The 11966-nt window shown below is 67.5% G+C and carries 9 protein-coding genes; 1 reads left to right on the top strand and 8 read right to left on the bottom strand.

Features of this window, described 5'->3' with window-relative positions; translation table 11 throughout:
- Nucleotides 1-5: 5 nt before the first annotated feature.
- The 6 genes from rpsJ to BUE30_RS04950 form a co-directional block, all read right to left on the bottom strand.
- Nucleotides 6-317, bottom strand: coding sequence for a 30S ribosomal protein S10 (rpsJ, locus tag BUE30_RS04975; RefSeq protein WP_073326758.1), 312 nt, complete (start codon nt 315-317; stop codon nt 6-8).
- A gap of 207 nt (nt 318-524) precedes the next feature.
- Nucleotides 525-1700: an elongation factor Tu gene (tuf, locus tag BUE30_RS04970; RefSeq protein ID WP_073326735.1), complete on the bottom strand. Its 1176-nt coding sequence runs from the start codon at nt 1698-1700 to the stop codon at nt 525-527.
- An 89-nt stretch (nt 1701-1789) separates the two neighbouring features.
- Nucleotides 1790-3913, bottom strand: a complete 2124-nt coding sequence (gene fusA, locus BUE30_RS04965; protein ID WP_073326757.1) for an elongation factor G — start codon at nt 3911-3913, stop codon at nt 1790-1792.
- A gap of 18 nt (nt 3914-3931) precedes the next feature.
- A complete protein-coding gene (gene rpsG, locus BUE30_RS04960; protein ID WP_073326756.1) occupies nt 3932-4402 on the bottom strand; it encodes a 30S ribosomal protein S7 in 471 nt (156 codons plus the stop codon).
- 94 nt (nt 4403-4496) lie between these two features.
- Nucleotides 4497-4868: a 30S ribosomal protein S12 gene (gene rpsL, locus BUE30_RS04955; protein ID WP_018301762.1), complete on the bottom strand. Its 372-nt coding sequence runs from the start codon at nt 4866-4868 to the stop codon at nt 4497-4499.
- A gap of 291 nt (nt 4869-5159) precedes the next feature.
- Nucleotides 5160-6122: a DMT family transporter gene (locus tag BUE30_RS04950; RefSeq protein WP_083601143.1), complete on the bottom strand. Its 963-nt coding sequence runs from the start codon at nt 6120-6122 to the stop codon at nt 5160-5162.
- 64 nt (nt 6123-6186) lie between these two features.
- Here BUE30_RS04950 and BUE30_RS04945 point away from each other — a divergent pair, with 64 nt between their 5' ends.
- On the top strand, nt 6187-7185 hold the full coding sequence (locus BUE30_RS04945) for a glycosyltransferase family 2 protein (protein WP_073326755.1): 999 nt from the start codon (nt 6187-6189) through the stop codon (nt 7183-7185).
- On the opposite strand, the gene BUE30_RS04940 is transcribed toward BUE30_RS04945, so the two are convergent.
- Together BUE30_RS04940 and rpoC are read right to left on the bottom strand one after the other, a co-directional pair.
- On the bottom strand, nt 7175-7447 hold the full coding sequence (locus BUE30_RS04940) for an acylphosphatase (protein WP_073326754.1): 273 nt from the start codon (nt 7445-7447) through the stop codon (nt 7175-7177). The genes BUE30_RS04945 and BUE30_RS04940 overlap by 11 nt on opposite strands.
- Nucleotides 7448-7646: 199 nt before the next feature.
- Nucleotides 7647-11897 carry a DNA-directed RNA polymerase subunit beta' gene (gene rpoC / locus BUE30_RS04935; protein ID WP_073326753.1) on the bottom strand — a complete coding sequence of 1417 codons (4251 nt, stop codon included), beginning with the start codon at nt 11895-11897 and terminating at the stop codon, nt 7647-7649.
- Nucleotides 11898-11966: the final 69 nt, after the last annotated feature.

The following is an 11966-nucleotide window of genomic DNA, read 5'->3' as shown; positions in this document are numbered from 1 at the left end:
CCTCCTCAGACCTTGATCTCGACGTCGACGCCGGCGGCGAGGTCGAGCTTCATCAGCGCGTCCACCGTCTGGGGCGTCGGGTCCACGATGTCGAGCAGCCGCTTGTGGGTGCGGATCTCGAACTGGTCGCGGGACTTCTTGTCGATATGGGGGCCGCGAAGGACCGTGAATTTCTCGATCTTGTTCGGCAGCGGGATCGGGCCCCGCACGCTCGCGCCGGTCCGCTTGGCGGTCTGGACGATCTCGTGCGTGGAGGCGTCCAGCACGCGATAGTCGAACGCCTTGAGGCGGATGCGGATGTTCTGGCTTTGGGCCATTGCAAGTCCTTTATGTTGAGAGGAAGGGGCCGCGGGGGCCCCTTCGTCGAACGGTTCTTCTTCTGGTGATCTCCGCCCCGGCAGGACCGGGGAATCGGAGGGAAGGCCGGAGCGCGCGCCATATCACATGAGGCGCGCCCCGCAAGCGATCACGCGATGATCCTCGACATGCCCTTGCAGGCGCGTCGGATCACCGGGCGATCCTCATCACTCGATGATCTTCGACACGACGCCAGCGCCGACGGTGCGGCCGCCCTCTCGGATGGCGAAGCGCAGGCCGTCCTCCATCGCGATCGGGGCGATCAGCTCGACCGTGAACTTCAGGTTGTCGCCCGGCATCACCATCTCGGTGCCCGAGGGCAGCTCGACCGTGCCGGTGACGTCCGTCGTGCGGAAGTAGAACTGCGGACGGTAGTTCGCGAAGAACGGCGTGTGGCGGCCGCCCTCCTCCTTCGTCAGGATGTAGGCCTCGGCCTCGAACTTCGTGTGCGGCTTCACCGAGCCGGGCTTGCAGAGCACCTGGCCCCGCTCCACGCCGTCACGGTCCACGCCGCGCAGCAGCGCGCCGATGTTGTCGCCCGCCTCGCCGCGGTCCAGCAGCTTGCGGAACATCTCGACGCCCGTGCAGGTCGTCTTCTTGGTGTCGCGGATGCCGACGATCTCGATCTCGTCGCCCACGTTGATCACGCCCCGCTCGACGCGGCCCGTCACCACCGTGCCCCGGCCCGAGATCGAGAACACGTCCTCGATCGGCATCAGGAACGGCTGGTCCACGGCGCGCTCGGGCGTCGGGATGTAGGCGTCGACCTCTTCCATCAGCTTGCGGATCGAGTTCTCGCCGATCTCGGCGTCGCGGCCTTCCATCGCCGCCAGCGCCGAGCCCTTCACGATCGGGATGTCGTCGCCGGGATACTCGTAGGAGGAGAGCAGCTCGCGCACCTCCATCTCGACCAGCTCCAGCAGCTCCTCGTCGTCGACCTGGTCGACCTTGTTGAGGTAGACGACCAGCGCCGGGATGCCGACCTGGCGGCCGAGCAGGATGTGCTCGCGCGTCTGCGGCATCGGGCCGTCGGCCGCGTTCACCACGAGGATCGCGCCGTCCATCTGGGCGGCACCGGTGATCATGTTCTTGACGTAGTCGGCGTGGCCGGGGCAGTCCACGTGCGCGTAGTGCCGCGCCTCGGTCTCGTATTCCACGTGCGCGGTCGAGATCGTGATCCCCCGGGCCTTCTCCTCCGGCGCGCCGTCGATCTGGTCATACGCCCGGAACTCGCCGAAATACTTCGTGATCGCCGCCGTCAGCGTCGTCTTGCCGTGGTCGACATGGCCGATCGTGCCGATGTTCACGTGCGGCTTGTTGCGTTCGAACTTTGCCTTGGCCATGGGGGCCTCCTGAGTCTTTGGCGGTGCGTGCAAGCACGCACCCTACGGTTGGGTAGGGTGCGTGGGCCGAACGGCCCACGCATCGCGGATTACGCGTATTTCTTCTGGATCTCGTCCGAGATGTTCTGCGGGACGGGCTCGTAATGGTCGAACAGCATCGTGAACTGCGCGCGGCCCGAGGACATGGAGCGCAGCGTGTTGATGTAGCCGAACATGTTGGCCAGCGGCACGAAGGCGTCGATCACGATGGCATTGCCACGCGTGTTCTGGCCCTGCACCTGACCCCGGCGGGAGGTCAGGTCGCCGATGATGCCGCCCGTGTATTCCTCGGGGGTCACCACCTCGACCTTCATGATCGGCTCGAGCAGCTTGGCGCCCGCGCGGCGAAGACCCTCACGCATGCACATCCGGGAGGCGATCTCGAAGGCGAGGACCGAGGAGTCCACGTCGTGGAACTTGCCGTCCACCAGCGCGACCTTGAAGTCGATCACCGGGAAGCCGGCCAGCGGGCCGCTGTCCATCACGGACTTGATGCCCTTCTCGACGCCGGGGATGTATTCCTTCGGCACCGAGCCACCGACGATGCGGCTCTCGAACGAGTAGCCCTCGCCCGGTTCGGTCGGCGCGATCTCGAGCTTGACCTCGGCGAACTGGCCGGACCCACCCGACTGCTTCTTGTGGGTGTAGGTATGCTCGATCTTGTGACCGATCGTCTCGCGGTAGGCGACCTGCGGGGCGCCGATATTCGCCTCGACCTTGAACTCCCGCTTGAGGCGGTCGACCAGGATGTCGAGGTGAAGCTCGCCCATGCCCTTCATGATGGTCTGGCCCGACTCGATGTCGGTCTCGACGCGGAAGGACGGATCCTCGGCGGCGAGGCGCTGGAGACCGGCGGACATCTTCTCCTGGTCGGCCTTCGTCTTGGGCTCGACCGCGATCTCGATGACCGGATCGGGGAAGGTCATGGTTTCCAGGACGACCTGGTTGGCGCTGTCGCAGAGCGTGTCGCCGGTCGTCGTCTCCTTCAGGCCCGCGAGAGCGATGATGTCTCCGGCATAGGCGTTCTCGATCTCCTCGCGGTTGTTGGAGTGCATCATCATCATCCGGCCGATGCGCTCGCGCTTGCCCTTGGTCGAGTTCACGACCGAGTCGCCCTTGGACAGGGTGCCCGAGTAGACGCGGGTGAAGGTCAGCGAGCCGACGAAGGGGTCGTTCATGATCTTGAACGCGAGTCCCGAGAAGGGCTCCTCGTCGGAGGCATGACGCGCGATGTTGCGCTCTTCCGTCTCGTCGTCCGGCGAGAAGCCCATATAGGCGGGCACGTCGAGCGGCGAGGGGAGGAAGTCGATCACGGCGTTGAGCAGGGGCTGCACGCCCTTGTTCTTGAACGCCGAGCCGGCGGCCACGGGCACGAAGCTGAGATTCAGCGTGCCCTTGCGGATCAGGCCGCGCAGCGTGTCGACATCGGGCTCCTGCCCTTCGAGATAGGCCTCCATCGCGGCGTCGTCCTGCTCGACGGCGCCCTCGATGAGGGTGTTGCGCCACTCCTCGGCGAGCTCCTGCAGCTCGGGACGGATCGGCTGACGCACCCAGGCCGCGCCAAGATCCTCGCCCTTCCAGACCCACTCTTCCATCGTGATGAGGTTCACGATGCCCTCGAGCTGGTCCTCGGCACCGATCGGCAGGTTGATCGGCAGCGGGGTCGCGCCGGTCCGGTCCTTGATCATCTTCACGCAGTTGAAGAAGTCGGCGCCGATCTTGTCCATCTTGTTGACGAAGACGATGCGCGGAACCTTGTAGCGGTCGGCCTGGCGCCAGACGGTCTCGGTCTGGGGCTCGACGCCGGCATTGGCGTCCAGAAGGCAAATCGCGCCGTCGAGCACGGCGAGCGAGCGCTCCACCTCGATGGTGAAGTCGACGTGGCCGGGCGTGTCGATGATGTTGAAGCGGAACTTGGTGTCCGACGTGCCCTCTGCGGTCGGATCCTCCTGGCGCTGCCAGAAGGTCGTGGTCGCGGCGGACGTGATCGTGATGCCGCGCTCCTGCTCCTGCTCCATCCAGTCCATGGTGGCGGCGCCGTCATGGACCTCGCCGATCTTGTGGGACCGGCCGGTGTAGTAGAGGATGCGCTCCGTCGTCGTGGTCTTGCCGGCGTCGATATGCGCCATGATCCCGAAGTTGCGGTAGCGCTGAAGGGGATAGTCGCGAGCCATTCTCGGCCTCCTTTCCGCTTACCAGCGGTAATGGCTGAACGCGCGGTTCGCGTCGGCCATCTTGTGGGTGTCTTCGCGCTTCTTCACGGCGGAGCCGCGGCCGTTGACGGCATCGGCGAGCTCGCCGGCGAGGCGCTCTTCCATCGTGTTCTCGTTCCGGGCCTTCGCGGCGGCGATCAGCCAGCGGATGGCCAGCGCCTCGCGGCGCTCGGGGCGGACATCGACGGGGACCTGGTAGGTCGCGCCGCCGACCCGGCGGGAGCGGACCTCGACGCTGGGCTTCACGTTGTCCAGCGCCTCGTGGAAGACCTCGACGGGGGCCTTCTTCAGCCGGCTCTCGACGCGGTCGAAGGCGTTGTAGACGATCCGTTCGGCGACGGACTTCTTTCCGTCGACCATCAGGTTGTTCATGAACTTGGTGAGAACCCGGTCGCCATACTTGGCGTCGGGCAGGACTTCGCGCTTCTCTGCGGCGTGACGGCGGGACATGGATGTGTCTCTCTCTCGTATCTAGGGCGGTGCGTGCCAGCACGCACCCTACGGGCAAGGGGTCGGGTGCGCGCCGGGCACGCACCGTCCAGGATCACTTCGGACGCTTGGCGCCGTACTTGGACCGGCGCTGCTTCCGGTTCTTGACGCCCTGCGTGTCGAGCACGCCGCGCAGGATGTGGTAGCGCACGCCCGGAAGGTCCTTCACCCGGCCGCCGCGGATCAGGACCACCGAGTGCTCCTGCAGGTTGTGGCTCTCGCCCGGAATGTACGAGATCACCTCGTACTGGTTCGTCAGGCGGACCTTGGCGACCTTCCGCATGGCCGAGTTCGGCTTCTTCGGCGTCGTGGTGTAGACGCGCGTGCAGACGCCGCGCTTCTGCGGGCAGCCTTCGAGATGCTGCGACTTGGACTTCGTGACTTTGGGCTGACGCGGCTTGCGGATCAGCTGCTGGATCGTCGGCATTGGGCTGTTTTTCCCCGTTCCTGGCACATGTGCGCGGTCCCGGGGGACCGCCGGTTTCGTGAACGCCACGACACGTCTGCCGCAACGCAAAATACCCGCCCGGGTCCCGCTACCTGCGGCCCAAGGCGGTCGGTCTAGCAGAGGATCGGGGCGGTCTTCGCCCGGATCGTGACCATCGCAACTCTGATTTGCGCCGTATCGGGCAGGGCCCCGGCGCGAGTGCGCGCTACATAGGGGGAGTCGCCGGGCCTGTCAACAACGCCCCCCGGGGGCGTCCGGCGCCCCTCCCGCTCAGCGCGGCGGGACCTTGGGGCGGGCGAGTCCGAGGCGGCGCTCGCGCCAGAACGAGAACAGGCCCGACCCCACGACGATGGCGGCGCCCGCCAGGGTCAGCGCCTCGGGGAACTCGCCGAAGACGGCCCAGCCGGCCAGCAGCGCGACGATCAGACCGGTATAGCGGAACGGCGCGACATAGCCGATCTCGCCCACCCGCATGGCCCCGATGATGCCCAGATAGGCGACCAGCATGAACAGGGCGGAGAGCGCGATCAGCCCCGCCTGCCCCGCCCCGACGGGTTGCCATCCGCCCGGCAGCGACAGGGCGAAGCCCATGACCGTGACCAGCCCCGCCGAGACCAGCGTGACGAGGAAGGTCGGCACCGCCCGCGACAATCGCCGGGTCACCAGATCGCGCCCCGCGGCGAAGGCGACCGTGACGACCCCGAGCACCGAATAGATCGTGAAGATGTCGCCGCCCGGCCGCACGATCAGCAGCACCCCGACGAAGCCCGCCCCGATCGCCGCCCAGCGGCGCCATCCGACCGGCTCGGCGAAGAAGAGCGCGGCGCCCAGCGTCACCGCCAGCGGCAGGGCCTGCAGGATCGCCGTGAGGTTGGCGAGCGGCATGTGGACGAGCGCCGTGAGGAAGGTCCAGGCCGCCGCCAGCTCGAACAGGCCGCGCAGGCCCATCAGGCCCCAGTCGGTCCGCGTGGCGAGGCCGCGCCGGTAATGGCCCAGCATCCGCCCCGCGACGAGCAGCAGCAGGCAGGCCAGCGTCCCGCGCAGCGCGACGACCTGCATCAGCGGCAGGTCCTGGGACAGAAGCTTCACGCAGGCGTCGTTCAGCGTGAAGCCGGTCATGGCGAGGGTCATCAGCCCGGCGCCGCGCAGGTTGTCGGCGCCGCGCCCGTCCGGAATCGTGTCGCGGGCCGGAATCGTGTCGCGAGCCGGAATCGTGTCGCGGGTAGGTGTCATGCCCCCGCCCCTACGCCCGCCCGCGGCTGGACGCCAGAGCGCGCGGCATGGTTACGTCCGCGCCATGAGCGGTCCTGAATCCTTCCTCGTCTTCGGCGGCATGCGCGACGAGGGCGCGTGGCTGGTGGAGTGGGTGTCGTGGCAGCGGATGCTCGGCTTCGACATCCTCATCGCCGTCAACGACTGCACCGACCATTCGCCGCAACTTCTCCAGGCCTTCGCCGAGGCGGGCTGGCTGACCTGGTTCGCGCATCGTCCCCGCCCCGGCCAGCCGCCCAAGGCGAGCGCCCATGCCGCGATGATGGGCCGGCCCGAGCGGCAGGCGGCGGACTGGATGCTGATCTGCGACGTCGACGAGTTCCTCGTCCTGCATCGGGGCGACGGCACGGTGCGGTCCTTCCTCGACGATCTGGGCCGCGATCATCTAGGTGTCGCGTTCCACTGGCGCTGCTTCGGCAATTCGGGGTGGGACCGGTATCAGGACGGCCTCGTGCACCGGCAGTTCCAGCGCTGCGGGCCGAACGGGATGCGCCCGAACATCATGGTCAAGACGCTGACGCGGACCCCGCGCCGCTTCGGGGCCTTCTCGGATCACGGGCCCTGGAAGTTCGAGGGCGAGATGGGCGCGGGGCGGAACGTCATCGTCGACAGCGCGGGCCGGGTGATCGAGCGCTTCTCCACCGGGCCGCACCCGGTCCGCTATACCTCGCCCGAGGAGATCGAGCATTCCGGCGGGCAGATGAACCACTACGTCGTCCGCTCCGACGAGCACTGGGCGATGAAGAAGGGCACCGCCTCGGCCAGCGCGGGGAAGGACCGCTATACGGAGCAGTTCCACAGGGCGCGCAACCGCAACGGCCGGCGCGACGCCTCGGCCCTCGCCTACCGGGACAGGTTCGACCGGATCCACGCGGAGGCGGTGGCCCTGCCGGGGGTCGCCCGGCTGCATCACCTGTGCTGCGCCGACTACGTCGCGCGGCTCTGCGCCAGCCGTGGCGCGGATCCGGCGGAGGATCCGCGCTGGCAGGATCACATGGCGGAGGCGGCGGCGCTCAGCGCCTGACCTCGAACCCCTCGGCCCCCTGCGGCGCGGCGCTTTCGACCGTCAGCCCCTCGACGCTCGCTAAGGTCGGCCCCTGCCCCAGCTTCTCCTCGAAGGCGGCGACGGCCGCGTCCGGCCCCTCGGCCGCGCCGCTGACGCGCCCGTCCGCCTCGTTGCGGACCCAGCCCGACAGCCCCAGCTCCCGGGCCGTCTCGCGGGTCCAGTGCCGGAAGCCGACACCCTGGACGCGGCCGGAAATGGTGAAGGTGATGGCCCGTGTCATGCTGCCCCTCCCGTTCTGGTCGGCTCACCACATAGGCGGGATGGCGGGCGGGGCGATGCGCCGGGACGGCGCGAGCGGCGGCGGCCGCCCACGGGGCTTCGTTCCGCAGCCCGGAAAGGGCCCGGGACGAAGAAGGCTCGCGAAACGAAGAAGGGCCCCCGGCGGGGGCCCTTTTCCTGATCCTGCGGACGGGGGAGGATCACTCCTCCCGGCTCTCCGGCGTGTCGACCACGATCGTGTCGAGATCGTCCGCCTCGTCCGTGTCGAGACCCGCATTCTGGTTCTCGATGGCGAGCGCGGCCTCGGCGGCCTCGCGGCGCTCCTCGATGACCGAGGTGTCGCGGTCCGAGGCGATCTTACGCACGCGGCTGGTCGCCCCGCCCGTCCCGGCCGGGATGAGCCGGCCGACGATCACGTTCTCCTTCAGGCCGACGAGCTTGTCGCGCTTGCCCTGGACCGAGGCCTCGGTCAGCACGCGCGTCGTCTCCTGGAAGGACGCGGCCGAGATGAACGACCGGGTCTGCAGCGACGCCTTGGTGATGCCGAGGAGGACCGGCACGCCATGCGCCGGGCGGCCCTTCTTGGCCAGCGCCTTGTCGTTGGCCTCGTCGAACTCGGCCTTGTCGACATGCTCGCCCTTCAGCAGCGTGGTCTCGCCGCTGTCGAGGATCTCGATCTTCTGCAGCATCTGCCGCACGATCACCTCGATGTGCTTGTCGTTGATCTTCACGCCCTGCAGTCGATAGACGTCCTGCACCTCGTCGATCATGTACTCGGCCAGCGCCTCGACGCCCATGATGGCGAGGATGTCATGGGGGGCAGGATTGCCGTCCATGATGTAGTCGCCCTTCTGGACGTAGTCGCCTTCCTGGACCGGGATGTGCTTGCCCTTGGGGACCATGTACTCGACCTTGTCGAGCGACTCGTCGGCCGGCTCGATCGCGATCCGCCGCTTGTTCTTGTAGTCCTTTCCGAACCGCACGTAGCCGTCGATCTCGGCGATGATGGCGTGGTCCTTGGGCCGGCGCGCCTCGAAGAGTTCGGCCACACGCGGCAGACCGCCGGTGATGTCCTTCGTCTTCGCGCCCTCGCGCGGGATCCGCGCGACGACGTCGCCGGCCTGGATCTCCTGCCCGTCCTCGACCGACAGGATGGCGTCGACCGACATCGGGTAGGTGACGGGGTTGCCGTCGTCCTTGCGCACCGGTTCGCCGTCCTGGCCCACGATCAGGATCTCGGGCTTGAGATCGCTGCCCTTGGGCACGCTGCGCCAGTCGCTGACGATGCGCTGGGTCATGCCCGTCGCGTCGTCCGTCTCCTCGCGCACGGCGATGCCGTTGACGAGGTCGACATAGCGCGCCGTGCCGGCCCGCTCGGCGATGATCGGCAGGGTGTAGGGGTCCCATTCGAAGAGCTTGGTGCCGCGCGCGACCTCCTCGCCCTCCTTCACGAAGACCTTGGTGCCGTAGCCGACCTTGTGGCTGGCCCGCTCCTCGCCCTCGCCGCCCATGATGACGACCTGCATGTTGCGGCCCATCACGATCTGCTCACCCGCCGCGTTCTCCAGCAGGTTCGCGTTCTTGAACGCGATCGTGCCGGCCTGGCTGGCCTCGAGGAAGCTCTGCTGACCGCCCTGCGCCACGCCGCCGATGTGGAAGGTCCGCATCGTCAGCTGGGTGCCGGGCTCGCCGATGGACTGGGCGGCGATGATGCCGACCGCCTCGCCGATGTTCACGCGCGTGCCGCGGGCAAGGTCGCGCCCGTAGCAGGCGGCGCAGACGCCGTCCTCGGCCTCGCAGGTCAGCGGGCTGCGGATCCGCAGCTTCAGCACGCCCGCGCTCTCGATGGCGTCGGCCTTGCGCTCGTCGATGAGTTCGCCGGCCTTGACCAGGATCTCGTCGTCGCCCGGCGCCGTGACGTCGTCCGCCGCGACCCGGCCGAGGATCCGCTCGGCCAGCGAGGACACGATCTCGCCGTCATTGACCGCCGCCTGCGCGGTGATCGCGCGATCGGTGCCGCAATCGGGCTCGCGCACGATGCAGTCCTGCGCCACGTCGACGAGACGGCGGGTCAGGTAGCCCGAGTTCGCCGTCTTGAGCGCCGTGTCCGACAGACCCTTCCGCGCGCCGTGGGTGGAGTTGAAGTACTCCAGCACGGTCAGGCCTTCCTTGAAGTTCGAGATGATCGGCGTCTCGATGATCTCGCCCGAGGGCTTGGCCATCAGGCCGCGCATCCCGCCGAGCTGCTTCATCTGCGTGACCGAGCCCCGGGCCCCCGAGTTGGCCATCATGTAGACCGAGTTCGGCTCGAGTTCGGCGCCGTTCTCGTCCCGGCGGTTGGCCGAGATGGTCGACATCATCGCCGCGGTGACCTTGTCGTTGCACTTCGACCAGGCGTCCACGACCTTGTTGTACTTCTCGCCCTGGGTGATCAGGCCGTCCATGTACTGCTGTTCGAAGTCCTTGACCTGCTCGCGGGTCTCCTCGACCAGGGCCCATTTCTGCTCGGGCACGACCATGTCGCCCTTGCCGAAGCTGATGCCGGCGCGGAACGCCTCCTTGAAGCCCGCGGACATGATCTGGTCGCAGAAGATGACCGACTCCTTCTGCCCGCAGTAGCGGTAGACGGTGTCGATGACCTGCTGCACCTCCTTCTTGCGCAGCAGCGTGTTGACCAGGTCGAACGGCGCCTTGGCGTTCAGCGGCAGGAGCGCGCCGAGCCGCAGGCGGCCGGGCGTCGTCTCGTAGCGCTTCATCACCTCGTTGCCCTCGTCGTCGATCTGCTTGATCCGGGCGGTGATCTTGGCGTGCAGGTGGACCTCGCCCGCGGTCAGGGCGTGCTCGACCTCCTCGACCGAGGCGAAGGACATGCCCTCGCCCTTCATGCCTTCACGCATGATGGTCGTGTAGTAGAGGCCGAGGACCATGTCCTGCGACGGCACGATGATCGGCGCGCCGTTGGCGGGCGACAGCACGTTGTTGGTCGACATCATCAGGACGCGCGCCTCGAGCTGGGCTTCCAGCGAGAGGGGCACGTGCACGGCCATCTGGTCGCCGTCGAAGTCGGCGTTGAAGGCCGAGCAGACGAGCGGGTGCAGCTGGATCGCCTTGCCCTCGATGAGGGTGGGCTCGAAGGCCTGGATGCCCAGGCGGTGCAGCGTCGGCGCGCGGTTCAGAAGGACCGGGTGCTCGCGGATCACCTCGTCGAGGATGTCCCAGACCTCCGGACGCTCCTTCTCGACCAGCTTCTTGGCCTGCTTCACCGTGGAGGACAGGCCCTTGGCTTCCAGCCGCGAGTAGATGAACGGCTTGAACAGCTCGAGCGCCATCTTCTTGGGCAGGCCGCACTGGTGCAGCTTGAGCTCCGGCCCGGTCACGATGACCGACCGGCCGGAGAAGTCGACGCGCTTGCCGAGCAGGTTCTGCCGGAACCGGCCCTGCTTGCCCTTGAGCATGTCGGACAGCGACTTCAGCGGACGCTTGTTGGCGCCGGTGATGACGCGGCCGCGGCGGCCGTTGTCGAACAGCGCGTCGACCGATTCCTGCAGCATCCGCTTCTCGTTGCGGACGATGATGTCGGGCGCACGCAGCTCGATCAGCCGCTTGAGGCGGTTGTTGCGGTTGATGACCCGGCGATACAGGTCGTTGAGGTCGGAGGTCGCGAACCGGCCGCCGTCCAGCGGGACGAGCGGGCGCAGCTCCGGCGGGATCACCGGAATGACGGTCAGGATCATCCATTCCGGGCGGTTGCCGGATTCGACGAAGCTCTCGACGATCTTCAGCCGCTTGATGATCTTCTTCGGCTTCAGCTCGCCCGTCGCCTCCTTCAGCTCCTCGCGGAGCTGCTCGGCGGTGGATTCCAGGTCGATCTGGGCCAGCATCTCGCGGATGGCCTCGGCGCCGATATTGGCGCTGAACGCGTCGGCGCCGTAATTGTCCTGCGCGTCGAGATACTCCTCCTCGGTCATCAGCTGGCCGTAGACGAGGTCCGTCAGGCCCGGCTCGATGACGACGTAGTTCTCGAAGTAGAGGATCCGCTCGAGGTCACGGAGCGTCATGTCCAGCATCAGGCCGATCCGGGACGGGAGCGACTTGAGGAACCAGATATGCGCGACCGGCGCGGCCAGCTCGATATGGCCCATGCGCTCGCGCCGGACCTTCTGCAGCGTCACCTCCACGCCGCACTTCTCGCAGACGACGCCGCGATACTTCATGCGCTTGTACTTGCCGCAAAGGCACTCGTAATCCTTTACCGGCCCGAAGATGCGGGCGCAGAACAGGCCGTCGCGCTCGGGCTTGAAGGTCCGGTAGTTGATCGTCTCCGGCTTCTTGATCTCGCCGAAGGACCAGCTGAGGATCCGTTCCGGGCTGGCGAGGCTCACCTTGATCTCGTCGAAGGTCTTGGCCGGCGTCAGCGGGTTGAACGGGTTGTTCGTGAGTTCCTGGTTCATGTCAGGTTCCTTGAAAAAGGGCGTCGGGGGAGCGGTGCGCGGGGACCACGCATCGAAGGTGCGTGGGGA

The organism is Wenxinia saemankumensis, from assembly GCF_900141735.1.
Classification (GTDB): Bacteria; Pseudomonadota; Alphaproteobacteria; order Rhodobacterales; family Rhodobacteraceae; genus Wenxinia; species Wenxinia saemankumensis.
This window is presented reverse-complemented; position numbering and strand designations above follow the sequence as displayed.

Excerpts from the sequence above, each read along its gene's own strand:
- BUE30_RS04945 (WP_073326755.1), top strand. The coding sequence starts at position 6,187 with ATGAGCGGTCCTGAATCCTTCCTCGTCTTCGGCGGCATGCGCGACGAG.
- BUE30_RS04950 (WP_083601143.1), bottom strand. The coding sequence starts at position 6,122 with ATGACACCTACCCGCGACACGATTCCGGCTCGCGACACGATTCCGGCC.
- rpsG (WP_073326756.1), bottom strand. The coding sequence starts at position 4,402 with ATGTCCCGCCGTCACGCCGCAGAGAAGCGCGAAGTCCTGCCCGACGCC.
- BUE30_RS04940 (WP_073326754.1), bottom strand. The coding sequence starts at position 7,447 with ATGACACGGGCCATCACCTTCACCATTTCCGGCCGCGTCCAGGGTGTC.
- fusA (WP_073326757.1), bottom strand. The coding sequence starts at position 3,913 with ATGGCTCGCGACTATCCCCTTCAGCGCTACCGCAACTTCGGGATCATG.
- rpoC (WP_073326753.1), bottom strand. The coding sequence starts at position 11,897 with ATGAACCAGGAACTCACGAACAACCCGTTCAACCCGCTGACGCCGGCC.
- tuf (WP_073326735.1), bottom strand. The coding sequence starts at position 1,700 with ATGGCCAAGGCAAAGTTCGAACGCAACAAGCCGCACGTGAACATCGGC.
- rpsL (WP_018301762.1), bottom strand. The coding sequence starts at position 4,868 with ATGCCGACGATCCAGCAGCTGATCCGCAAGCCGCGTCAGCCCAAAGTC.
- rpsJ (WP_073326758.1), bottom strand. The coding sequence starts at position 317 with ATGGCCCAAAGCCAGAACATCCGCATCCGCCTCAAGGCGTTCGACTAT.